The organism is Pseudomonas sp. TH15 (assembly GCF_016651105.1).
Lineage (GTDB): Bacteria > Pseudomonadota > Gammaproteobacteria > Pseudomonadales > Pseudomonadaceae > Aquipseudomonas.
In genome coordinates this window covers 4,763,379-4,786,307 of sequence record NZ_JAEKEL010000001.1, presented here as the reverse complement: position 1 = coordinate 4,786,307, position 22,929 = coordinate 4,763,379, and the positions used below count along the sequence as shown (strand labels likewise).

Annotated in this window: 22 protein-coding genes; 9 read left to right on the top strand and 13 right to left on the bottom strand. The window is 60.1% G+C overall.

What is annotated here, in order from left to right; translation table 11 throughout:
• Positions 1–142: 142 nt before the first annotated feature.
• The 8 genes from JFT87_RS21590 to JFT87_RS21555 all read right to left on the bottom strand — a co-directional run bounded on the left by JFT87_RS21590 (position 143) and on the right by JFT87_RS21555 (position 9,953).
• Positions 143–1,531: an amidohydrolase family protein gene (locus JFT87_RS21590; RefSeq protein ID WP_201204414.1), complete on the bottom strand. Its 1,389-nt coding sequence runs from the start codon at positions 1,529–1,531 to the stop codon at positions 143–145.
• 12 nt (positions 1,532–1,543) lie between these two features.
• Positions 1,544–2,896 (bottom strand): nucleobase:cation symporter-2 family protein, encoded by a 1,353-nt coding sequence (locus tag JFT87_RS21585; protein WP_201204412.1) that lies wholly within the window; start codon positions 2,894–2,896, stop codon positions 1,544–1,546.
• Positions 2,897–3,330: 434 nt separating this feature from the next.
• Positions 3,331–4,371 carry a CobW family GTP-binding protein gene (locus JFT87_RS21580; protein WP_201204410.1) on the bottom strand — a complete coding sequence of 347 codons (1,041 nt, stop codon included), beginning with the start codon at positions 4,369–4,371 and terminating at the stop codon, positions 3,331–3,333.
• Positions 4,372–4,545: 174 nt separating this feature from the next.
• Positions 4,546–5,184, bottom strand: a complete 639-nt coding sequence (locus tag JFT87_RS21575) for a UbiX family flavin prenyltransferase (RefSeq protein WP_201204408.1) — start codon at positions 5,182–5,184, stop codon at positions 4,546–4,548.
• Entirely contained in the window at positions 5,181–6,566 is a 1,386-nt protein-coding gene (locus JFT87_RS21570; RefSeq protein WP_201204407.1) for a UbiD family decarboxylase, read from the bottom strand. Before JFT87_RS21570 ends, JFT87_RS21575 begins: the two co-directional genes overlap by 4 nt.
• A gap of 315 nt (positions 6,567–6,881) precedes the next feature.
• A complete protein-coding gene (locus JFT87_RS21565) occupies positions 6,882–7,787 on the bottom strand; it encodes an amidohydrolase family protein (RefSeq protein WP_201204406.1) in 906 nt (301 codons plus the stop codon).
• 4 nt (positions 7,788–7,791) lie between these two features.
• Positions 7,792–8,721 (bottom strand): amidohydrolase family protein, encoded by a 930-nt coding sequence (locus JFT87_RS21560; protein ID WP_201204405.1) that lies wholly within the window; start codon positions 8,719–8,721, stop codon positions 7,792–7,794.
• A gap of 341 nt (positions 8,722–9,062) precedes the next feature.
• Positions 9,063–9,953 (bottom strand): LysR substrate-binding domain-containing protein, encoded by an 891-nt coding sequence (locus JFT87_RS21555; protein ID WP_201204404.1) that lies wholly within the window; start codon positions 9,951–9,953, stop codon positions 9,063–9,065.
• Positions 9,954–10,071: 118 nt separating this feature from the next.
• Here JFT87_RS21555 and JFT87_RS21550 point away from each other — a divergent pair, with 118 nt between their 5' ends.
• The 6 genes from JFT87_RS21550 (at position 10,072) to JFT87_RS21525 (ending at position 17,098) form a co-directional block, all read left to right on the top strand.
• Positions 10,072–10,536 (top strand): (2Fe-2S)-binding protein, encoded by a 465-nt coding sequence (locus JFT87_RS21550; RefSeq protein WP_201204403.1) that lies wholly within the window; start codon positions 10,072–10,074, stop codon positions 10,534–10,536.
• A complete protein-coding gene (locus JFT87_RS21545) occupies positions 10,536–12,707 on the top strand; it encodes a xanthine dehydrogenase family protein molybdopterin-binding subunit (RefSeq protein ID WP_201204402.1) in 2,172 nt (723 codons plus the stop codon). Before JFT87_RS21550 ends, JFT87_RS21545 begins: the two co-directional genes overlap by 1 nt.
• Positions 12,708–12,713: 6 nt before the next feature.
• The gene (locus JFT87_RS21540; RefSeq protein WP_201204401.1) at positions 12,714–13,625 is read left to right on the top strand and encodes a LysR substrate-binding domain-containing protein; all 912 of its coding nucleotides are present in this window, start codon (positions 12,714–12,716) and stop codon (positions 13,623–13,625) included.
• Between the two features lie 65 nt (positions 13,626–13,690).
• The gene (locus JFT87_RS21535) at positions 13,691–15,187 is read left to right on the top strand and encodes a helix-turn-helix transcriptional regulator (RefSeq protein ID WP_201204400.1); all 1,497 of its coding nucleotides are present in this window, start codon (positions 13,691–13,693) and stop codon (positions 15,185–15,187) included.
• Between the two features lie 134 nt (positions 15,188–15,321).
• The gene (locus JFT87_RS21530) at positions 15,322–15,579 is read left to right on the top strand and encodes a DUF1652 domain-containing protein (RefSeq protein ID WP_201204399.1); all 258 of its coding nucleotides are present in this window, start codon (positions 15,322–15,324) and stop codon (positions 15,577–15,579) included.
• A gap of 868 nt (positions 15,580–16,447) precedes the next feature.
• Positions 16,448–17,098 (top strand): trimeric intracellular cation channel family protein, encoded by a 651-nt coding sequence (locus JFT87_RS21525; protein WP_207199787.1) that lies wholly within the window; start codon positions 16,448–16,450, stop codon positions 17,096–17,098.
• Positions 17,099–17,212: 114 nt separating this feature from the next.
• On the opposite strand, the gene JFT87_RS21520 is transcribed toward JFT87_RS21525, so the two are convergent.
• The 5 genes from JFT87_RS21520 to JFT87_RS21500 form a co-directional block, all read right to left on the bottom strand.
• Positions 17,213–17,980 carry an SDR family oxidoreductase gene (locus JFT87_RS21520; RefSeq protein WP_201204398.1) on the bottom strand — a complete coding sequence of 256 codons (768 nt, stop codon included), beginning with the start codon at positions 17,978–17,980 and terminating at the stop codon, positions 17,213–17,215.
• 38 nt (positions 17,981–18,018) lie between these two features.
• Positions 18,019–19,086 carry a phosphotransferase family protein gene (locus JFT87_RS21515; protein WP_201204397.1) on the bottom strand — a complete coding sequence of 356 codons (1,068 nt, stop codon included), beginning with the start codon at positions 19,084–19,086 and terminating at the stop codon, positions 18,019–18,021.
• Between the two features lie 226 nt (positions 19,087–19,312).
• Complete coding sequence (locus JFT87_RS21510) at positions 19,313–20,281, bottom strand: 2-hydroxyacid dehydrogenase (protein ID WP_201204396.1); 969 nt, start codon at positions 20,279–20,281, stop codon at positions 19,313–19,315.
• 141 nt (positions 20,282–20,422) lie between these two features.
• Positions 20,423–20,947: a cysteine hydrolase family protein gene (locus JFT87_RS21505; protein ID WP_201204395.1), complete on the bottom strand. Its 525-nt coding sequence runs from the start codon at positions 20,945–20,947 to the stop codon at positions 20,423–20,425.
• Positions 20,948–21,147: 200 nt separating this feature from the next.
• Complete coding sequence (locus JFT87_RS21500) at positions 21,148–21,531, bottom strand: tautomerase family protein (RefSeq protein ID WP_201204394.1); 384 nt, start codon at positions 21,529–21,531, stop codon at positions 21,148–21,150.
• 325 nt (positions 21,532–21,856) lie between these two features.
• Between JFT87_RS21500 and JFT87_RS21495 the strand changes: the two genes are divergently transcribed.
• From JFT87_RS21495 to JFT87_RS21485, 3 genes are all read left to right on the top strand, one after another.
• A complete protein-coding gene (locus tag JFT87_RS21495; RefSeq protein WP_201204393.1) occupies positions 21,857–22,228 on the top strand; it encodes a hypothetical protein in 372 nt (123 codons plus the stop codon).
• A gap of 314 nt (positions 22,229–22,542) precedes the next feature.
• Positions 22,543–22,695: a hypothetical protein gene (locus JFT87_RS21490; RefSeq protein WP_201204392.1), complete on the top strand. Its 153-nt coding sequence runs from the start codon at positions 22,543–22,545 to the stop codon at positions 22,693–22,695.
• A gap of 47 nt (positions 22,696–22,742) precedes the next feature.
• Complete coding sequence (locus JFT87_RS21485) at positions 22,743–22,913, top strand: hypothetical protein (protein WP_201204391.1); 171 nt, start codon at positions 22,743–22,745, stop codon at positions 22,911–22,913.
• Positions 22,914–22,929: the final 16 nt, after the last annotated feature.

Genomic DNA, 22,929 nt, shown 5'->3' with positions numbered 1-22,929 from the left:
TCCGATGAGGGGATAACCTTAGTCGACAAAGCGATGGAGCGCGAACTGGGCCACCGGTGCAGGAGCTGCCGCAGGCCGCGATCTTTTGACTTTGTTTTTAAAAAGACAAGATCGCAGCCTGCGGCAGCTCCTACAGGGGTTTTCAGTCGTCGACGTTCATCAGTTGTTGGACACCTTCCCACGCGTCAGCACGCATTTGCTGCAAGTCCAACCCCGGTATCACGCCGTCATCCACCACCACGCGACCACCGACGAGGCTGTATTTCACGGCAATCGGTTCGCCCGCGACCACGGGCGCCACGGCAATATCGTGGAAGCCAAAGAACCGTGGATGGTCCAGGCCATAGATCACCAGATCCGCCGCTTGCCCGACTTCCAACGTCCCGACCGCGCCTAGCCCCAACACTTGCGCGCCACCCGACGTGCCCCAGTGGATCACCTCTTCAGCGGTGGTCGCCGACGCTCCTTGCTCTGCTCGGTGAATCAACCATGCCGTGTGCGCTTCGCCGACCATGCTCCCGGATTCATTGGACGCTACACCGTCGACCCCCAGTGAAATCGGCACCCCGGCCTCGACCATTTGCGGCACTGGCGCGACGCCGCTGCCCAGGCGTGCATTGCTCACAGGGCAATGGGAAATGCCGGTGCCGGTTTGCGCGAGCATGCGGATTTCGCCGGGTTGTAGGTGCACGGCGTGGGCGAACCAGACGTCGGGGCCGAGCCATTCGTGTTCGGCGACGAACTCCACCGGCAGGCAGTTGTATTTCTCGCGGCAGAAGTTGACGTAGTTCTGCGTCTCCGACAGGTGCGTGTGCAAGCGCAAGTTGAGCCCACGGGCGGTGTGCGCCAGTTCGCGGAGCAAGGTCGGAGGCAGGGAGAAGGTTGGGGTGGTCGGGGCGACCACGACCCGGCGCATCGCGTCTGGCGTGTCTTGGTGATAGCGGGATTTGAGCCGCTCGATGTCCCCGACCATCTGGTCCAGCGTCTCCGGTTGCAGTGCGGTTTTCGAGAACCCCGGATGGGCGCTGGCCGACCCCAGCGCGCCGCCCCGGCACAGCACGAAACGCAGGCCGAATTCATCAGCGGTGTCGAACAGCGTATCGCCGCTCTCGGTGCTGCCATGGGCGTGATAGAGGTAGTGGTGATCGGCGCAAGTGGTCACGCCGGACAGCAGCAGTTCCGCCATTCCCAGTCGTGCAGCGATCCTTGTCAGTTGCGGGGTAAACCGGTTGAGGCGCGGGTAGGGCACGCTGGCGAGCCAGCCTTGCAGGTCTTGATTCAACCCTTCGGGCACGGCTTTGAGCAGGTTCTGGAACAGGTGATGGTGGGTGTTGATCCAGCCCGGATAGACCACAGCGTTGCGCGCATCGATCACTCGTTCACCGGGTTGCGCCACCAATCCAGCCGCCATTTCGGCGATGCGGCCATTGACGATGCGGATGTCGACATTGCCGGCCCGGGCACGCGGGCCGCGCAGGCCAGTCATCACCGCCACGGGATTCTTGATCAGGATATTTTGCAGTTGAGTCATGGTCGGCTCCGGTCAGAGGATGTGGGAGGCAGATTTAGCGGGTGCATCAGGAACGCTGACGCCGTTGAGCGTGGCGTTGAGCAACACCGACACCAGGCAGGCGATCACCACGCTGCTGTGCAGGAACGGCTGGCACCACTCGGGCATTTGCTTGAACAGGGTCGGCGCGAGCACCGGCACCAGGGCGGCGGCGATGGTGAAACCGACGATCAACACGTTGTAGCGATTGCGCTCGTAATCGACCTTGGCCAGGGTCTGAATCCCAGCCGCCGCGACCACACCGAACATCGCAATCCCGGCACCACCCAGCGCAGCCATGGGCATCGAGGCAATGATTGCCCCGGCCTTCGGCACCAGTGCCACCGTGCACATCAGCAAACCGCTGATCGCCACCACCCAGCGACTGCGCACGCCGGTCAAAATCACCAGCCCGACGTTTTCCATGAAGGCAATGAACGGAAACGCCGCGAACATCCCCGCAATGGTGCTGGCCAGACCATTGGCGCGCAGGCCGTTGATCACTTGTTTCTCTTCCACCGGTTTGTCGACGATGTCGCCGATGGCCACGAACAACCCCATGGACTCGACCATCTGCACGATCATCACCACGATCATGGTGGCGATCGGGATCACGCTAAACGTCGGTAAACCGAAGTAGAACGGGTAGGGCACAGTGAACCAGGGCGATTCCTGCACACTTTGAAAACTGCCCATGCCCAGCGCGTAAGCCAGCCCCGCGCCAACCAACATGCCAAAGAGCACCGCCATGTTGCGCATCATCGGGCTGCCATAACGGTTGACCAACAGGATGGTCGCCAACACCACGGCGGCGACGGCGAGGTAGGCCGGGGCGCCGAAGTTGCTGGCGTTGCGGCCGCCGCCGACCCACTCATAAGCAATCGGGAATAGCTGCAAACCGATCACGGTGACGATGCAACCGGTCACCACCGGTGGGAAAAACCGGCGTAATCGACCCACGAATGGCGCGGCGAGCATGGTAAAAATCCCCGCGCCGATCACCGCCCCGCAGACCCCGGCGAACCCCACTTGGGGGTTGGTGCCGATGGCGATCACCGGGCCGACGCTGCTGAACGCCACGCCTTGGAGAATCGGCAAACGCACGCCGAATTTCCAGAAACCGACGGTTTGCAACAGCGTGGCGATGCCGGAACAGAACAGCGTGGTGCTGATCAGCACCACCGTATCGGCCTGGGACATTTTCAAGGCGCTGGCGACAATCAACGGCACGGCGATAGCGCCGATGTACGAGACGGCCATGTGTTGCAGGCCGAGGGTGAGCATTTGCCGGACTGGCAAAATCTGGTCGACCGGGTGCACGGTGGAGACGGTAGTGGCTGACGACATGGGGAAACACCTCTTGCTGTTTTTATTCGGTAGAGAGGGGTATTCGTTCTGATGCCTTTGGATCCGGGAGCACTGAAGAACCCTTGCTGAAATGAGCCTGACTGTTCAGAGGAGAACCTGTGGCGAGGGGATTTAGCGAAACGTCGCACCGTCCCGATCGGCTGCGCAGCAGTCGCAAATCCAGTGCATGCGGTTTTTCTGATAAACCGCGAGTTCAGGTTTTGGGGCGCTTCGCACCCCAACGGGGCGGTGCGACGTTTCGCTAAATCCCCTCGCCACAAATTAACTGCCTCCCCACAGGGAAATTGCCTCAGCAAGAGTAAATTGCCTCAGCTCAGAACCTCATACAGAGTTCACTTCACAGATTTGCAAAGCCCATTGGGCATCAGTCATTCGTGCTGCGAAGCCGCCATCCACCGGCTCCGATGCTGTGTTCAGCCTGCCAGGCAGGCGGCAAAGCCCTGGTTCAGCGCCGCGCGGTCCAGGTCGCGGCCGATGAACACAATCTTGCTGGAGCGCGGCTCCGTGCCCCACGAGGTCGAGGCGCGAAACTCGACCAGGCTGTGCACGCCCTGCAGCACGTAGCGTTGGTCCTGGTCCGCCACCGACAGCACGCCTTTCATGCGGTAAAGGTTGTCGGCCTGCTCGCTGCGCAGCTTGGTGATCCAGCGATGGAACGCGCCCAGATTCACCGCGCCGTCCACGGCGATCCCAACCGAGGACACGCTCGGATCGTGCTCATGGTCCGGTTCATCGTGATGATGTTCTTCAGCGTGATGGTCATGCTCCGATCCGATCTCCATCAGTTTCTGAGTCGATTCGAACGCGCCGATGCCAAGGATTTTCGTCAGGTCGATCTCGGCATAACTGGACGTCACCAGTTCCGCCGTGGCGTTCAATCCGCGAATCTTGCCCCGCAACGCTTCCACGTCTTCGGCGCTGACCAGATCGACCTTGTTGATCACGATCCGGTCGGCGCAAACAATCTGATCCACCGCCTGGTTGTCGACGCCGTCGAGTTGCAAATCCTCCAGGTGCTGGGCGATGTGCTTGGCGTCGACCATGGTCACGATGGCGTCGAGTTCCACATCCTCGGCAATCGGGTCGTTGATGAAAAAGCTCTGCGCCACCGGGTACGGATCGGCCAAGCCGCTGGTTTCGATCAGGATGTGATCGAGCCGCACCGGACGCGCCACCAGTTCGCGGACGATGCGCACCAGGTCCTCGCGAACCTCGGCAGTGCAGCACACGCAACCGTTAACCATCTCGTAGATTTCTTCGGTTTCGGAGCTGAGCACCAGGTCGCCATCGATGCCGACTTCGCCGAATTCGTTTTCGATCACGGCAATTTTTCGGCCGTGGTTTTCCTTGAGGATGTAGTTGAGCAGGGTGGTTTTACCCGCGCCGAGGAAACCCGTGAGGATGGTCACCGGGATTTTTCGGTTCGGGGTTGGGGCGTTGAATGGACTGTTCATGTAATGCTCCTTGATGACGAATTGACCGGTGCACATTGAATTCGGGTAATGAAATTTTTGGTGTGTAACCCTTGTGGCGAGGGGATTTAGCGAAACGTCGCACCGCCCCGTTGGGGTGCGCAGCGCCCCCAAAACCCGACAACGCGGTGAAACAGGCAAAACGCGTTGACCGGTTTACGACTGCTTCGCAGCCGAACGGGGGCAAGCCGCCTCGCCACAGGTGTTTGTCTCAGGTGATGTATTTGATTGAGGTTCTCGCCAGCGTTGTAAGACGCCGGCGTCGAGATCGAACAGGTCGAGGACACGGCCGAGGCTGTGATCGACCATTTGCGAAAGGTTGTGCGGGCGGGCGTAGAAGGCTGGCACCGGCGGGGCGATGATCCCGCCCATTTCGGTGACGGCGGTCATGTTGCGCAGGTGGGCGAGGGTCAGCGGGGTTTCCCTGGCCATCAACACCAGCGTGCGGCGTTCTTTGAGAGTGACGTCAGCGGCGCGTCCGATCAGCCCTGACGAAGTGCCCGTGGCAATCTCCGCCAGCGTCCTCATCGAGCACGGCGCGACCACCATGCCCAGGCAACGGAACGAACCGCTGGCGATCCCGGCCGCCACATCGTCGGCGCGGTGGTAGTGGCTGGCCAGCGCGGTCACGTCCGCCAGTTTGTAGTCGGTTTCATGGGCCATGGTCAGTAGCGCGGCACGGCTGATGATCAGGTGGGTTTCGATGTTCAGCTCGGCGAGCAGCTCCAGCAAACGCACGCCGTAGATAAACCCCGATGCGCCGCTGATCCCGACCACCATCCGCTGGCGGCTCATGATTGATAGCCTTTGAGCAGATTGCGCGCGCGCTCGACCACGTCCTGATCCAGTTGCGCCTTGATTCCGTCAAACCCCGAACCGCGCGTTGCATCGAGCCCCATGCGCGAAGTAGTGCCGTTGACCGAGGACGACGGATCGAGCGGACTGCCGGGCAAGCCGTCGATGACGAAGATGTCCTGATGTGGCTGAAAATGCGTGGCCAATGCCCAGAGCACTTGGCTGTCATCGGTGATGTCGATGTCGCTGTCCACCGCGATCACGGTTTTCAGGTACGGGTCCCAGCCGAGCAGGGCGAGCATGATCTGCCGCGCTTCACCGTCGCGGCTTTGATCCAGTGCCACGTAGCAATGAAAGTGCGTGCCGGAATTCGGGTAATGCACTGCGGTGACGGCCGGGAAACGTGCCTTGAGTTTCTCGCTCATCTCCGCTTCCCGTGGCAGCCGCGCCAGGGTCAGGTGTTCGGCGTAACGCCCGCCGACCACGTCGACCAACCAGGCATCCTTGCGCCGCATCAGGGTATCGACCCGCAGCACGTTGTTGGTCGAGCGGTCCGAGGAATAACCACTGAACTCGCCGAACGGACCTTCTTCGGCATACGCCGCCGGGTCGATGGCGCCTTCCAGTACAAACTCGGCATAAGCCGGCACACCGATGCCGTAGCGCGGGGTCTTGACCAGTTCCAGTGGTGCGCCGAACAGGCCACCGGCCACGGCACGTTCGTCACTGCCGTAGGGCAAGCGTGCTGCGGCGGCGAGCATGAATAACGGATGCGCGCCGACCACCATGGCCACGCGCAATTCTTCACCACGCTCGCGAGCGGTTTGCAGCATCCGCCACAGGTGACCGCGCGAATGCAGGCTGGTGGCGAGGGTCTGGCGAGCGTGGCGCATCGAGCGGTGATAGCTCATGTTGGCGATGCCGGTAATCGGGTCTTCGGCAATGATGATGGCGTTGGTGATGTAGGGCCCGCGATCACTGTCGAAATGCTTGAGCATTGGCAGCAACGCGAGGTCCACGGCTTCGCCTTCGAAGATTTCGTCCAGCACCGGGCCGGTGTCGACGTAGCGCGGCGGAATCGGATTGTTGGCGCGGGCCTGGAAGGTCTCGTGCAGTTGCGCCGGGGTTACGCCGAAGATCCGGGCGATGCGGGTTCGGGAGGCGAACAGGTTGGTGGCCACTGGCACGCCGAGATGGCCAACCTTTTCGCAGATCAGCAGCGGGTCGCGACCTTGGCTGGCTAGGGCATCGACCAGGGCGGTGACGTCCTGATCGGCAGAGAGTTGTTGCTGAACGGTCAGCACATCGTCCGGGTACTGCCGGCGATAGGCATCGATGAAATCGTGGAAATCCTGGGTATCGCCGAGCGTCGAGAGGGTCATGGTTTCACCTCGTAAAAAGCAGGCACGCAGGGGTGAGAGGGCGTTCGCGCGGCCAGCCGTTGGCCTGCCGGTCGAACGAACGCCGGGTCATCTTCGTGCCTGTAAAGTCGCTGTGTGCTCTGTGCACAGATCCCTTGTGGCGAGGGAGCTTGCTCCCGTTCGGCTGCGAAGCAGTCGTAAACCCGGTTCGCGCGATGTGCCAGGAGAAATGGGTCGCCGGTTATAGGGCCGCTTCGCGACCCAACGGGGCGGTGCGACGTTTCGCTAAATCCCCTCACCACAGGGTTTCCTTGTTACCCCAAGGGTCTGCGTTATCTAGAGGTACGTGGTGGTCAGGCGAATGTCCGCCTCGATAAGGTCCTTGGGTGGTGGTGTCGGTTCGATGCCGCACAACCGGGCGATGTTGTTGCCCAGGTAGTCCTCAAGGTGATCTTCATCAATCCCCAAGCCCTGTGGCGCCGGAGAACACAGCACCTCAAGTTCGCGCAACCACATCCCCGGTTCGTTCGGCGGAGAATCCGTGCCGAACACGATCTTGTTGCGCGGTAAATCCTTGGCGAATTCGACGATCCGCGACTGGAAGCACCAGCCGGATTCGCAGTAGACGTTCGGCGTATCCATGGCCATCCAGAACGCTTCGAACGAGTAGTTGCCGCCGGTCTGGATGCCGAAGTGACCGATGACGAAATTGACCATCGGGAACTCGCGGATGATCGGGTAGAACATCGTCGGAATGGTGTACGGGCCGTCGCCGGTATGGATCAACACCACGATGTTGTACTTGGCGCAGACCTTCATCGCCGGGCGCAACCAGTCGAGTGCGCGGTCCGGGCGATAGCCGTGCATGTTGGCGTGCAGCTTGAGCATCTTGAAGCCGTACTCCTTGATGTGGAATTCCAGCTCCGCCGCACCGTTTTCCGGGCCCCAGCGCGGGTTGAAGTTGAAGTTGCCGATGAAGCGGTCCGGGTACTTCATGCACAGCTCGGCGATGTAGGACATGTAGTCGCGCACGCCTTCACGGCCCCGGCGGTTGCCGTCGCGGTAACCGGTGTTGCCCGGTGGTGGCTGGATGAAGCCCATGTCGATACGCCGAGGCTTGCCGTTGATCATGTACGGGCCGTCCATCAGCTTGAGCATGCGCTCGCCAGTGAACGGTTCGCCGGTATGGCGCCAGGCCTCGTCGACCAGGTTGGTGGGGTGCAGATGGGTGTCGATAATCATCGATTCAGCTCCTGGCCAGTTGAGTGGTGACGGGGCGCTTGAGTTGCGCCTCTGCTTCGCTGACGGTGCGCGGTGGTGGCGATGGTTGGAGGCCGATCATCCGCGCGGTGTTGTTGCCCAGGTACTCTTCGAGGGTGTCCTCGTCGAGGTTCAACCCCTGCGGCGGCTCATGGCAGAGCACTTCGAGCAGGCGCAGCCACATGCCCGGTTCGTTTGGCGGGGTGTCGGTACCAAAGAGGATTTTGTGGGTCGGCAGGACCTTGGCGAACTCGACGATCCGCGATTGCAGGCACCAGCCCGATTCGCAGTAGACGTTGGGCAACTCCATCGCCCATTGCATCGGTTCAAACACGTAGACGCCGCCGGTCTGCACCCCGAAGTGGGCCATGATGAAATTGACGTTGGGGAACTCCTTGATCATCGGCACCCATTCCGACGGGATGCTGTACGGCCCGTCGCCGGTGTGCAGCTTGACCGGGATGCCCAGCTCGGCGCATTTCTCGAAGCACGGGCGCACCCAATCCAGTGCCCGGCCAGGGCGATAGGCGTGCATGTTGGCCTGCATCTGGACCATTTTGAAGCCGTGCTCGGTGACGTAACGCTCGATGGCTTCGACGCCATTTTCCACACCGCAGCGCGGGTTGTAGACGAAGCAGCCGATGAAACGGTCCGGGTAGGTCTGGACCATTTTCAGGGTGTAGGCCATGTAGGCGTCGATGGATTCGCGACCGGTCAGGTCGCCGTCGGTCCAGGTGTAAATCGTGTTGCCCTGGGGCGGCTGGATGAAGGCTTTGTCGATGCGGCGAGGTTTGCCGTTGACCATGTAGGGGCCATCCATCATCTCCAGCAGACGCTCGCCGGTGAACGGGTCACCGTCATGCCTCCAGGCGAGGTCCACCAGGTCGGTGGGATAGCAACTGATATCGATGATCATTGAAGTCGATCTCCTGATAGCGGGGAAGGGAGCCTCTGGGCTCACAGCAACCACGTCCCGGGTCATCGGCCATTTCTATGCGCACGAATGCGCATTCCCTCGCCTGGTCGCATCCGGCTTGGGACGCTGGTTGCTTGGGGGGAAGTATTGGAAGGGGGGATTGGGTTCGTACAATATTAATTGGGCGGGGTGTTGATATGCGTTCGATATCGGGTCGGTTTTTGTGGTGGATTTGCGGGCCTCTTCGCGAGCAAGCCCGCTCCCACAGTTTGATCGGTGTCAGACACCAATCCTGCACCCACTGAAGATCCACTGTGGGAGCGGGCTTGCTCGCGAAAGCGTCAGCCCTGTGTACGCAAGGCTAACTGCTTGATCACCTCAACCACCGGCGCCACCCGCTCAGCCTGCCCCGGAGGCCACACGGCATACAGGTTGTAATGCGCTGGAATCTGCGCGTCATTCAGCTCAATCAACCGCCCCGAACGCAACGCATCCGCCGCCAGCAAGCCGCGCACCAGCCCCGCGCCAACACCCGCTTCAGCCGCTGCAATCAGATTCGCCGCATTATCAAACACCACCCGCGCCGCAGGTTCCACCGGAGCCATTCCCGCCGCGTCCAGCCACGGAATCCACGACCGGCGCGTATACCCCAGCAAAGGCAATTCCAGCACTTGATCCGGGCTGATCGGCACCTGCAATCCATACCGTTCCAGCAACGCCGGCGACGCCACGGCCCTGACGCTGTCCGCACAAATCTGCGTCATTTCGCAATCATCCCAATCGCCATAACCGTAGCGCAACGCCAGATCCACTCGCTCGAAAGAGCTGCGATCCGAACGCGGCATCGACAGCAGCACCACCTCATGCTTAGGCAACAAATCCAGCAGCTCCGGCAAGCGTGGATTGAGCCAGCTCTGGGCCAGTTCACTGTCCACATCGATGGTCAGCCGTTGCGCCACGCACCGGTTTTTCACCGAGGACAGTGCCCGATCAATCTGCGCCAACCCGTCGGACAACACGCTGGCAAACAACTGCCCGGCATCGGTCAGGTTGCTGCCGCCGCCTTCACGCACGAACAACGGTTGACCGATGAAATCTTCCAACGAACGGATCTGCTGGCTGATGGCGCTGTGGGTCAGGTCGAGTTTGCGCGCGGCGCTGGAGAAGCTGCCGCTGCGGGCTGCCTGGATAAACGCGCTCATGGACTGCACCGACGGGTATCGCTTGTACATGCTGTTAGTCCTACTTACACACGATGGCAGAAATCGTCGCTGGCCCGCTGTTGCGCAGGCTTCCAATAATCGATGACCAGGCCCGCACAAAGACGGGCCGCTCTCTTGGAGCCTGACAATGATCGAATTCACGGTAAACGGCGAACGACGCGAGCTGGTAGAGGCGTCGCCCTCCATGCCCTTGTTATGGGTGTTGCGTGACCACTTGAAACTCACCGGCACCAAGTTCGGTTGCGGCATGGGCCTGTGTGGCGCGTGCACCGTGCACCTGGACGGCGTCGCGGTGCGTTCCTGCCAACTGCCGGTCGCCGCTGTGGCGGGGCACCACATCACCACCATCGAAGGCTTGTCGCCCACCGAACAGCATCCGCTGCAATTGGCCTGGGTTGCCGAAGATGTGCCGCAATGCGGTTACTGTCAATCCGGGCAGATCATGTCCGCCGCCGCATTGCTCAATACCGGGGCGGCGGTGAACGACGACTCTATCCGCAACGCCATGTCCGGCAACGTGTGCCGTTGCGGCACTTACGGACGGATCAACAAAGCCATCAAACGCGCAGCCTCTGCGCCGAAGGAGGCGTGATGACCAATCTCTCGCGCCGACTTTTTCTTAAGCAATCGGCCACCGTGACGGCGGGGCTGGCGATCTCGTTCCATTTGCCGTCGGGAATTGCGGCAACGCCAGGTGACTTCGAACCTAACGCCTGGGTCCGCGTGCTGCCCGATGGCACGGTGAAACTGGTGGTGCACAAGCATGATTCCGGCACCGGGACTCAGACTGCGCTGGCTGCGTGCGTGGCTGAGGAACTGGACGTCAACCCGATGACCGTGCAAGTGATCACCCCGGAAAATCCATTTTTCGAGGCTTACATTCATCCGGTCTGGAAGGTCTTTTCCACGGGGGGCAGCACCAGTGTTTCCCTGGAATACGATCGCTTGCGCATGGCCGGTGCCACTGCACGGGTGCTGTTGATTGCAGCGGCGGCCAAGCAATGGAAAGTCAGCCCCGACAGTTGCACCACTGAGGACGGTCATGTGTTGCATGGCGCCAGCAAGCGCAGCCTCGGCTACGGTGAACTGGTCACTGTCGCCGCCCACTTGCCGGCACCCACCAAGGTCACATTGAAAGACCCGGCGCAGTTCAAATACATCGGCAAACTGCGGCATAAACGGGATGCGGCGGCCAAGGTCTGTGGGCGTTTCAAGTACAGCATCGATGTGCTGTTGCCAGAGATGCTGGTGGCGGTGATTCAACGTGCGCCAGTGATTGGGGCGAAAGTGCTTTCGGTCGATTCCATAGCCGCGTTGCAAGTACCGGGCGTGCGCAAAGTGATTGCGATTCCCGGCCGACCAGATGTGCTCGGCGGCAATCTGGAAGGCGTCGCGGTGCTCGCCGACAATTATTGGGCTGCTCATCAGGGCCGAGCCGTGCTTAACGTGCAATGGAGCGAGTCACCGTTGGCCGGGTTCGACAGTGATGAGCTGGCGAAGGCCCAGATTGCAGCGCTCGACGACAAAACCGCGCAGCGTGTCACCGCGATGACCGCAGGCGATGTAAGCGCCCAATGGCCCAACGCCGCGAAGCTGCTCGAAGCCGATTACCGCATGCCGTACAAGGTGCAGAATCCGCTGGAACCGATCTGCATCACCGCACACATCAAGGGCAACGGGATCACTTACTGGGGCGGGGTTCAGGTGCCGTCGTCGGCGCTTGAGGCCGCAGAAACCGTGTGCAAGATCGCCAAGGACAAGGTGACGATCAACGAGTTGGTGTCCGGCGGCAGCTTCGGTGCCCGAGAGTCCAAGTACTGGCTGTTCGAAGTGGCGTACCTGGCGCAACAGGCCAAAGTCCCGGTCAAGTTGATGAACAGCCGTGAAGATGAAATGCGCGCGTTGTTCATGCACCCGGCAACCTTGCATCGGGCCAAAGGCGCGCTGGACGCCGAGGGCCGATTGACCGCGTTGCAACTCAATGCCGTGTCGCCAGCCTCGCCGGAACAATGGGAGCCGGGCTATTTCGAGCGCCCGGACAAAATGGACTACAGCACCACCGAAGCCATCACCGCGTGGGATTTTGCCTACCGTGCGCCGCACCTGGATCTGGCCTGGGTCAAACACGAAAGCAACGTGCCCAGCGGCTGGTATCGCTCGGTCAGTTTCATTCCCAACGTGTTCGCCGTGGAAAGCTTCATGGACGAACTCGCCCATGGTGCCGGGCAAGATCCGTTGGCGTTTCGCCTGGCCAACATGAAAGACCGGCCCCGGCATGTCGCGGTGCTCAAAAGCGCCGCCGAACGCGCAGGGTGGGGCCAGTCGTTGCCGGAAGGCACTGCGCTGGGGATCGCCACCAATCAGGGTTACACCAGTTTCATCGCGATAGTGGCCAGAGTGTCGAAACAGGACGGCGTGACCAAGGTCGACAAGCTGACCTGCGTGGTCGATTGTGGTTTGGCAGTGTCGCCCGGCGGGGTCGAGGAGCAAATCTACGGCGGCCTGATGTGGGGTTTCGGCCACGCGTTGTTCGATCGCATGGACATCAAACAAGGCCGGGTGGTGCAGAGCAATTTTCACGACTACCGCGTCACGCGGATGTCGGACATGCCCGCCACGGACATCCTGGTGCTGGACGGAGAGCCGAGCAAACCCGGCGGCGTCGGTGAACTCGGTAGCCCGTCAGTGGCCCCGGCCATCGCCAATGCGTTGTTCAGCCTGACCGGTGTGCGCCAACGCTCGACACCACTGACTCTGGGATAAACCACCATGGACCTGCGCTTGCTGCGTTACTTCATGGCCCTGGCCGAAGAGCTGCACTTCGGTCGCGCCGCTGAGCGCTTGCACATTTGCCAGCCGCCGCTGAGCCAGCAGATTCGTTTGCTGGAAGAAGAACTCGGCACACCGCTGTTCGAGCGCAGCCATCACCGCGTTGAGCTAACGGCGGCCGGGCAGATGCTCAAGGAACAGGCGCCGCTGGTGTTCGAGCAACTGAACCGCGCACTGGACCTGACCCGGCAGACTGGTCGCGGGCAGTTGGGGGAACTGGAAATCGGCATGATCAGTTCGGTGATGGTCGGTGTGTTGCCCCGGGCGCTGCACCTGTTTCGCGAGCGCTATCCACAGGTCAACTGGCGTCTGCATGAGATGACTCCGGCGGCTCAGGTCAAGGCGTTGAAGGCCAAACGCATCGATGCCTGCGTTTTTCGGGTCGGTTCCGATGATCCGCAGTTACGCAACGAACTGCTGATCTACGAGCCGATCCGGGTGGTCATGCCGGCCGACCATCCGCTGGCCCAACGCGAAAGCCTGGCGCCGGCGGACCTGGCGCAGGAGCCGTTTGTGGCGCTGGAGCTGAAGCAGTCGCGGTTTGCTGATTTTCTCTATCAGTGCTGCATCAAGGCCGGGTTCACGCCGCAAATCCGTCAGCAAGTGATCGAAGTGCAAACCTTGCTCAGCCTGGTGCGAGCCGGGTTCGGCGTCGCGTTGCTGCCGGCCTCCATCGAGCAAATGGCCCCGGTCGGCCTGGTGTTCCGGCGCCTGACTCCGGCGTTGCCGGAAGTGCCGCTGTACGTCACCTACCGCGCCGACGACGCCTCGCCAGTGCTCAAGCTATTCCTCGACACCCTCCGAGAACTGATCGAACCCCACCCCACATGGGGATGTGTTGTGTGCGAATAGAGGTGCACGATCACGATTGGCTGCGGTCGTACTCTTCACATGGGCGCAACACTTGTGGAGAGCCAATGAGCCAGGACGTCCTGACCACCGAAACCAATCGTCGCCAGTTGCAGCAGATCATCGCTGGTTTGTCGGACGGGGTGATTTTGCTGGAGCTCAACCAGACTATCCTCTGGGCCAATGCCGCCGCGCTGGCAATGCATGGTGTCAGCGAGATCGACGAGTTGGGCGCCAATGCCGAGGAGTACGCCCAGCGTTTCGCCTTGCGCTATCGCAACAATCACCCGGTGCCGACGGACAACTACCCGATCAGCCGCATCGCTCGAGGTGAAATCTTCAGCGACGTACTGGTGGAAGTGACGCCGGCCGATGACGAGACGCGGATGTGGGTTCACAGCGTGCGCAGTATGCAACTGGCCGACAGCGCTGGTGCACCGGAATCCCTGGTGTTGATCATGAACGACGTCACCGAGTGGGCCAGCGCCGAACAGCGTTTCGAAAAGACCTTCAACGCCAACCCGGCCCCGGCGGTGATCTGTCGTCTCAGCGATTTGCGTTACATCAAGGTCAATTCAGGCTTCCTGGAAATGACTGGCTACACGCGAGATCAGGTGATCGGCGTGTCGACCTACGAGTTGGACATCCTCGAAGGCGCGGAAAAGAAAGACCTGGCGATTGATCGTCTGCGCGAGCACGCGACGATTCCGCAAATGCAGGCCGAGCTTAAATTGGCCGACGGCGGCAGCAAACAGGTGATCGTGGCCGGGCAACCCCTGGAGCTTAACGAAGAAGACTGCATGCTGTTTTCCTTCGTCGACATGGAACCACGGCACAAGGTCGAGCTTGCCCTGCGTCAAAGTGAAGAGCGTTTCGCCAAGGCCTTTCGCCTGACCCCGGTGCCGACACTTGTGTGCAGCGCCGAGCATCAGTTGGTGATCGACGTCAACGAAGCCTTCCTCGAAACCCTCGCTTACCCCAGTGAAGAAGTGCTCGGCAAGACCGTGGCAGAGATCGACTTTATCGATGACAAGGGTGCTCGCACGCGGCTGTTTGCTGCGCTGGAGAAGGCTAGCAGGCTGGATCGCGTCGATGTTCGGGTGCGCAAGAAGGGCGCCGAGCTGATTGAGTGCACCGTCTCGGCCGACACCGTGAACATTCAGGACAACCCTTGCTATCTGTTGGTGTTTATGGACATCACCGAGCGCAAACGCACAGAGCTGGAGTTAGTGTCAGCGATCGAAGAGGTGATGAAGGACGCGTCCTGGTTCAGCCGCACCCTGATCGAAAAACTCGCCAACGTGAAGAACGTCAACTCGCCGAAGATGCCCAGCGTCTCCTTCACCGACCTGACCGCCCGGGAACGCGATGTGCTTGGGCTTATCTGCGAAGGCCTGGCCGACAAGGAAATCGCCGCGCGCCTGAAACTGGCGCCGAACACGGTGCGCAATCATGTCGCCACGGTGTATTCCAAACTCGATGTGCACAGTCGCAGCGAGGCGATTGTCTGGGCGCGGGAGCGCGGTTTGTTCTCCAGTGAATGGCGGCCGAAGGGCCAGCGATAAGGTGCAAATGCACTAGTCGCAACGGTGCAAATTGAGGTTCTGATGGGGGCGGGTGGTTCTTAGTCTGGTGGGGTACGGTGCGTGTCTTTTTTGCGTGATCGTGTCCCTTCGAAGCAGCTAAAGGAACAACCTCAATGATGAACCTTGCGCAGTTGCGCGCTCAGCTCGAGCAGAGTTTTTCGCCGCTGGCGTGTGAGTGTCTGGTGGATGGTGATCATTCGCTGACGGTGAAGCTTTATCATCCGGTGTCAGGGCAGGTGGATCTGGTGATCAGCGGGTTGAAACTCAATGGCTTGCGTACGCCTGAGTCTGTCGAAGCTTTAATTGAAGAGCTGCGTTATGAGCTCGAAAGCAATTCCCTGCGCTCCTCCCGAGACCCCGACCTGGCTTGAACCCATCATGTAGAAGCTGCCGAAGGCTGCGATCTGTTGCTTTTGGGTGTATATCCGTTTCTGCGGTAACGGCTACTTAGGGGTTCGCCCTTACGGCGACTCACTTTTTTTCAAACGCCAAAAAAAGTAAGCAAAAAAAGGCTCGCCCCGAGCGTCCGGCCCCTCGCTTAGGCTCGGCGTTCCTTCGTTACGGTATTCATCCGGGGGCATTGCCCTCCGGTCTGCTTCGCTACGACCTACATGCAATGTGTTCGACTGCGTCGAACAGCGCTGCGCGCCAATCCCCGGATGAACACCTCCGCTCAGCCTCCCGAAGGGGCGGGTAGATCAAGAGCTGCAGCCGAGCTAACGCTCATCCTGTGTAGGAGCTGCCGGAGGCTGCGATCTGTTGCTTCCGCTGTTCTGTGGGAGCTGGCTCGCCAGCGATGGCGTCCGTCGGGCCGATTTCTAACTGAATGCACTCAATCCAACTGTAGGAGCCAGCCTGCTGGCGATGGCGGCGCAACGGTCAAACAAATTCCCGCTCCCCACCCCGAAATCGACAGCCACTTCCCCCAATCCACCCGGTTTTCTGGCGCTTGCAGCCACCTCGGCTATAAAGAATGAGTGGTCAGGTCTTCCGTGGTCGGTTTGATTGCGGGAGTTTGTCTCTCATTTCTCGCGGGTCGTCCTATGAACAATCTTGGGAAACGCGTGTTGCCGTTGGCTTTTTTGCTGTGTTGTTGGCGGGTTGTGCCAGTCCGCCACCGCCTCCACCCGTAGCGCCTCCACCACCGCCGGAACGCACGTGTCAGGTGCTGGAAAACACTGAGGTCGTCGGCGATATGTACGTCGACGGGCAAGTCACTCGTCACATCACCACTACCCGTTGCGTCACGCAATAGCACCGGCTGGGCGTAAGTCCCGGGTTGAGCGGATTGTGCTGGTGGCCGATCTGGCCGGTACGGCGGTGTTTGCCGTGGAAGGCGCGATTGCGGCGATGCGCAGTCAGCTCGATTTGCTTGGGGTGATGGTGATTGCGTTCATCGTTGCCCTCGGCGGCGGGGTCACCCGTGATCTGTTGATCGGCGCCACGCCACCCAATGCGGTGGCGGATTGGCGCTATCCGGCGTTGGCGTTTTTCATGGGTGGCCTGGCGTTTGTCTGTCATCAACAGGTGCTGGGTTGGTCCGGTTCGACGCTGATTGTGCTGGATGCGGCGGGGCTGGCGCTGTTTGCTGTGGCCGGGGCGCAGAAGGCCCTGAACTTCGGGATCACGCCGTTTGTGGCGATGCTGATGGGCACGGTCACGGGCGTCGGTGGCGGGGTGTTGCGCGACATCGTGCTGGCGCGGATACCGGTGGTGCTGCAGGCGGATTTGTATGCCAGTTCGGCGTTTGTAGGGGCGGCGGTGTTGATCATCGGCCGCAGGCTGGGTGTTTCGCCGGTAGCGGCGGCGTTGTTGGCGGGGGCGGTGTGTTTAGCCTTGCGCTTGCTCTCGGTGCACTTCGGCTGGCAACTGCCCAAAGTGCAAGTCTGACCCCATAACCTGTAGGAGCTGCCGCAGGCTGCGATCTTTTGATCTTGTTTTTAAAAGACAGATCAAAAGATCGCAGCCTGCGGCAGCTCCTACAGGTTCGTGTTTCAGTGGGGGTCAGGACAGGAAACCACCGTCGACATTCAGCGAGACGCCCGTGGTGTAGCTCGATGCATCGCTGGCCAGATACAACACCGCGCCAGCCATTTCGCTCGGATCGGCCACGCGTTTGAGCGGAATCTGGGTCAACGCCTGCTTGAGGATCGCATCGTTTTTCACCAGTGCCGAGGCAAATTTGGTGTCGGTCAGGCCCGGCAGCAGGGCGTTGCAGCGGATGCCGAATTGCGCGCATTCCTTGGCGAAGACTTTGGTCATGTTGATCACCGCCGCTTTGGTCACCGAGTAGATGCCCTGGAAGATCCCCGGCGAAATGCCGTTGATCGACGCGACGTTGATGATGCTGCCGCCACCGTTCTCGCGCATCAGCTTGCCGGCTTCGACCGACATGAAGAAGTAACCGCGGATGTTCACGTCGACGGTTTTCTGGAAGGCGCTGAGGTCGGTGTCCAGCACGTTGCAGAACTGCGGGTTGGTTGCGGCGTTGTTGACCAGGATGTCCAGGCGCCCGAATTGTTCGCGGATGCTGGCGAAGACTTGGGTGATCTGTTCCATTTCGCCGATGTGGCAGGCGATGGCGGTGGCTTTGCCGCCAGCGGCGATGATCGCGTCGGCCACGTGTTGGCAGCCGTCGAGTTTGCGGCTCGAAACAATCACGTGGGCGCCTTGCTGGGCCAGCAGTTTGGCGATGGCTTCACCGATGCCGCGGCTGGCACCGGAGACAAAAGCGATCTTGCCGTCGAGGTCGAACAACTGAGTCTTGGACATGGGATTCTCTTATAAAAAGTCTTATTAGGGGGCCTGGATCAAAGGCTGGATTTCTGGATGACCTGCAAGCTCATCTGCTCCAGCAGTTTGTTCATGTGAATGAACTGCGCGAAGCGTTTGTCCTGGGTCTGACCATGGAAGAAACGGTAATAAATCTGCTGCACGATGCCGGCCAGGCGGAACAGACCGTAGGTGTAGTAGAAGTCGAAATTGTCGATCTGAATGCCGGAGCGCTCGGCGTAGTAGTCGACGAATTCGCGGCGGGTCAGCATGCCCGGCGCGTGGCTCGGCTGGCGGCGCATCAGTTGCACCGGCGCCGGGTCGCCGGCCTCGATCCAGTAGGCGAGGGTGTTACCCAAATCCATCAGCGGATCGCCGAGGGTGGTCAGTTCCCAGTCGAGCACGCCGATGATCTGCATCGGGTTGTCCGGGTCCAGGATTACGTTGTCGAAGCGGTAGTCGTTATGGACGATGCTCGACGTCGGGTGGTCGGCCGGCATTTTGTCGTTGAGCCAGGCCTTGACCACGTCCCACTGCGGCGCGTCGGGGGTCAGGGCTTTCTCGTAGCGTTCGCTCCAGCCTTTGATCTGCCGCGCCACGTAGCCTTCGGGTTTACCGAGGTCGGCGAGGCCACAGGCCTTGTAGTCGACTTGGTGCAGTTCGACGAACTTGTCGATGAAGCTTTTGCACAAGGCCTCGGTCTTGGTGGCATCCAGACCGAGTTCAGGCGGCAGATCCGAGCGCAGGATGATGCCGTTGACCCGCTCCATCACATAAAACTCGGCGCCGATCACCGATTCGTCGGTGCAGTGCACGTAGGCCTTGGGGCAGTACGGGAAGCCGTCCTTGAGTTGATTAAGGATGCGAAATTCGCGGCCCATGTCGTGAGCGGACTTGGCCTTGTGGCCAAACGGCGGACGACGCAGGACGAATTCCTGCTCGGGGTATTCCAGCAAGTAGGTCAGGTTCGACGCACCGCCCGGAAACTGGCTGATCGCAGGTATGCCGCTTAAACCCGGAATATGGGCCTTGAGGTACGGATCGATCAGGCTGGCATCGAGTTCTTCGCCGGAGCGGATACGGGTGGACTGGTCAGTAAGCGCCATGCTTATCCCTTCTGCTTATTTTGGAGGCCAGACATCATTGGCTAATCTAATGGTGAGACGGGCGTGCCACAAGCACGGCTCGGTCTTATAGGTTAGCGTGTTGCTGGATAATCAGCGTTTCGAATAGGCACAAGACACCGTTCATGCAGGAGCTGCCGCAGCCTGCGATCTTTTGATTCTGCTTTTATAAGATCAAAAGATCGCAGCCTGCGGCAGCTCCTACGCGTCAGTGCACCCTCTGGCTGCTGAGTCTTGGCGGGAGGGCGATCGGGGTGAGGACCGGTCGCCCGGAGAAAAACGCCACCAGGTTTTTACCCACCAATTCCACGGTGCCTTGGGTTGCTTCCGGCGATAGCCCGGCGACATGCGGCGTCAGGACCACGTTAGTCAAGGCCTTGAGGGCATCGGGTACCTTAGGCTCGTGGTCGTAAACGTCGAGTGCCGCGCCGCCGATCCTGCGTTGTTCCAGTGCATTGATCAGGTCTGCCGTGACCACGACGCTGGCCCGGGCAATGTTGACCAGGAAACCTTTCGGCCCCAGCGCGTCCAGCACCTGTCGATTGATCAGGTGTTGGGTGCCGAGCCCGCCGGGGGTGGCGACGACCAGGAAGTCCGACGCCCGCGCCAGTTCTGTCGGCGTCGAGCAGTAGCTGTAGGGCACGTCGCTGCGGTGCTGGCGGTTGTGGTAACTCACGCTCATGTCGAAACCATTGGCGGCACGCTTGGCGATGGCCATGCCGACCGCGCCGAGCCCGAGAATGCCCAGGCGTTTATCGGCAAGGGACGGGCGCATGATTTTCGGCCATTCGCCACGGCGCACGGCGGCATCGGCTCGGGGAATATCGCGCACCAGCGACAACAGCAACGCCATGGCGTGGTCAGCCACCGAAGAGGCGTTGACCCCGGCACCGTTGGTGACGGTGAGGCCACGGTCGCTGGCGGCTTGCAGGTCGACGTGTTCGTAACCGGCGCCGATCACGCAGATGATTTTCAGGGCGGGCAGGGCGGCGATTTCTTCGGCGTACAGACCCAACGGGCCACGCGTCAGCACGGCATCGATACGGGCGCCGTGAGTGGCGATGGCTTGGGCGCGCTCGGCAGGCGTCGGCGCCAGGATCAGGTGAAAGCCCTGATGCTCGAGAATCGGCAGGTAGTCATTGATGGTTTCAACCAATACCAGAACGGTTGCGGTCATGCTGGGCTCCTGTGGGCATCGGAATGTCGGGGGCTCGAATATGGGTGCAGATTGCTGATTCCAGAGCGGTTTGGCAATGGCCGAGCGTTGCCCCGTTTCAGCCAGTGTAGGAGCTGAAACGGGGAGCGCGCGGGCGCTTCGTCAGAAGGTCACGTCGGCGCTGTTGATCAATCGGGCGAACGCGCCGCCGAGGGTCGCGTTATGGTGCTCGATGATTGCCCGGGCCGGCAGCGCAGGCGTGTCCATGCAAGTATGGGCATCGGCCACCAGCACCGGATTGAACCCCAGATCAGCTGCCGCTCGGCAGGTGCTGTCGATGCAGTACTGGGTTTTCATGCCGACGATGAACAGCTCGTCGATTCCGCCAGCCCGCAACTGCTGCGCAAGCGATGTGGCGAAAAAGGCATTGGGTTTGCCCTTGTCGAACAAGATATCAGTGCTGGCATTCAGCTCCAGATCGGGCAGCAACTGCCAAAAAGGACTGCCAGCCTCGATCGGTGAACCTTGAGGGCCGGTGTGGCGCACGGCATAGATCGGCACCTTGCGCGCCCTGGCCTGGCGAATGAGCTGCTGGATGTTGGCCAGTAAGCGCTCGCCGTCGTGGGGCTTGTCCGGGCCGTTGAACAGCCCGACCTGCATATCAATGATCAAAAGTGCCGATGACATAGGTGTTTCTCCGTGAAGTGCCGAACGGACGGGAGAAACAACAAGGCCCCGTCCATTGCTGGCGGGGCCTTGGGTTTACTGCGCTGGGATTATCTCAGCCAGCCACCCCACGACCCGCCGGAAGCGGTCGTGGTGGTACGGGTGAGGTTCAGCGCAGAAAGGTTCATGAGGCCGATCATGCTGGCGGCGTCCACGGGCTGTCAACTGGCGTACTGGGCAATCCCGTTTCCAAACGACCAGTTCTCTTTCTTCACTTCCACCAGATTAATGAAAACATCTTCCAGGCGCACCGCCAGTTCACTGTTCAGGCTCTCGGCAATGGTCTTGTAGAGCAGTTTTTTCTGCTCCAGGGTCCGGCCTTCATTCATCGTGATCTGGATCACCACCAGGTTGTCGGTGCGCTGGATGCCCAGGTATTGGGTGTCGAAGATGAAATGCTGCTCATCGTGCTCTGCCAGGATCTGGAAATTATCGTGTTCCGGCACGCCGATCGCGCTGCGCATGGCGGCGTAAATCTGCTCGCCGATGCGTTTTGCGAAGGTGGGATCGGGGTTTTTTCTGATTTCGACGCGAACGAGAGGCATGAGACGGCTCCGTGGATAGGGGACTCATTCACGCTAGATGATGTTGGCTAAATTGAAAGTATTCAGTGTTGGGCCGGAGGCTTTTGCGAGCAGGCGCGATAATTGCCACTCGTCAGATTTGCTCCTGCTCGCCGTTAATAATCGCCCGGCGGTAGATGTTTGCATGTTGGCTGTACTATACCGAATTTTGTGACCTGCCCAGCAGCGCCGACGCTGTGGATTTTTGCTTGTAAATAGGTATGCGGCCCTTGGACAGGCATCAGGAAAGCGGAACAGGACGTGCAGCCCCTGAGGCTTTTACTGATCGTATCTCGGGTAAATTGATATGAATGAGTCTTATCGGTCTGCGGTGTTATCGATTACTTCAGGTTTCATTATCGTTTGTGCTTTTGCCACGCTAAGCGGGTGCATCAGCGCTGAGCAACAAGCGGCGGAAGATCGGCAAACCTGTTCGAATTATGGCTACGCCCAAGGCTCTACTGCCTTTGCAAACTGCATGATGATCTCCGATCAGCAGCGCAAGAAAGCGGCGGCTGACTGGCAGGCTCAGCAGGATCGAAATTGGCAGCAACAAACCGCAAAACCGGCCATGCAAGAATGTAATACCACTGAAAGTGTTGATGTTCAGGGAGACCCTTCGATGGAAGGTCAAAGCAGCACCCGAACTAAATCCAGAACCGTTTGCATTGGGCAATGATTTGAAGCGTCAAGTTTAACGGCTTGAATGGGTATCAGGTCTTGCAACCAAGTGCTCGATCAATGGCTGCCAACGGAGTAGGCCTGGCTTGCGGCGGGGCGATTGGCACCGCAGCAGTCTCTACAGCGACGTTGTATGAGTCGGCCTACCTGACTCCCGGATATTGCCTACAAAACTGCCGGATTCATCCGCTATCTGGCAGGTGCTGAATACGAAACTATGGAGGGGTACAAAGTAGGCCTGGCAGTCACTGCCAACAGCCAAGGAAGGCGCATGCTTCAGAACGACCGAGAACACCTGGAACTCGAAGGCTAATGAATGAAATACGCAAACTTGTGGCGGAAAGGCAAAAGCTGCTGGCGGAGGCCAAAAAACTAACGAGGGAAACAAGTCTGTATCCGCTTGCAGTATTAGGTGGCGTGGTGACTGCAGTCACGGCAGTAGCGGGTGTTTTTTTCAAGTTTTGAGCAGGCGCCTCACAACAATCAGATCCATGACTCAAACAGGAATCAGCATGAACACATTTGACCGTAAGGCCATGATGGAGCGATCAGACCGAGAGCACGATGAATGGGCTGAAAGAGTGCGTCTCAAGAATAAGGCCGACATGTATCCAGTCTGGGGCATGCTGGCTTTCGGAATCTTTTGCATGTCACTTGGATTCATCCTGGCTCGATTGATCTGATCAAAATCTTCTTCTC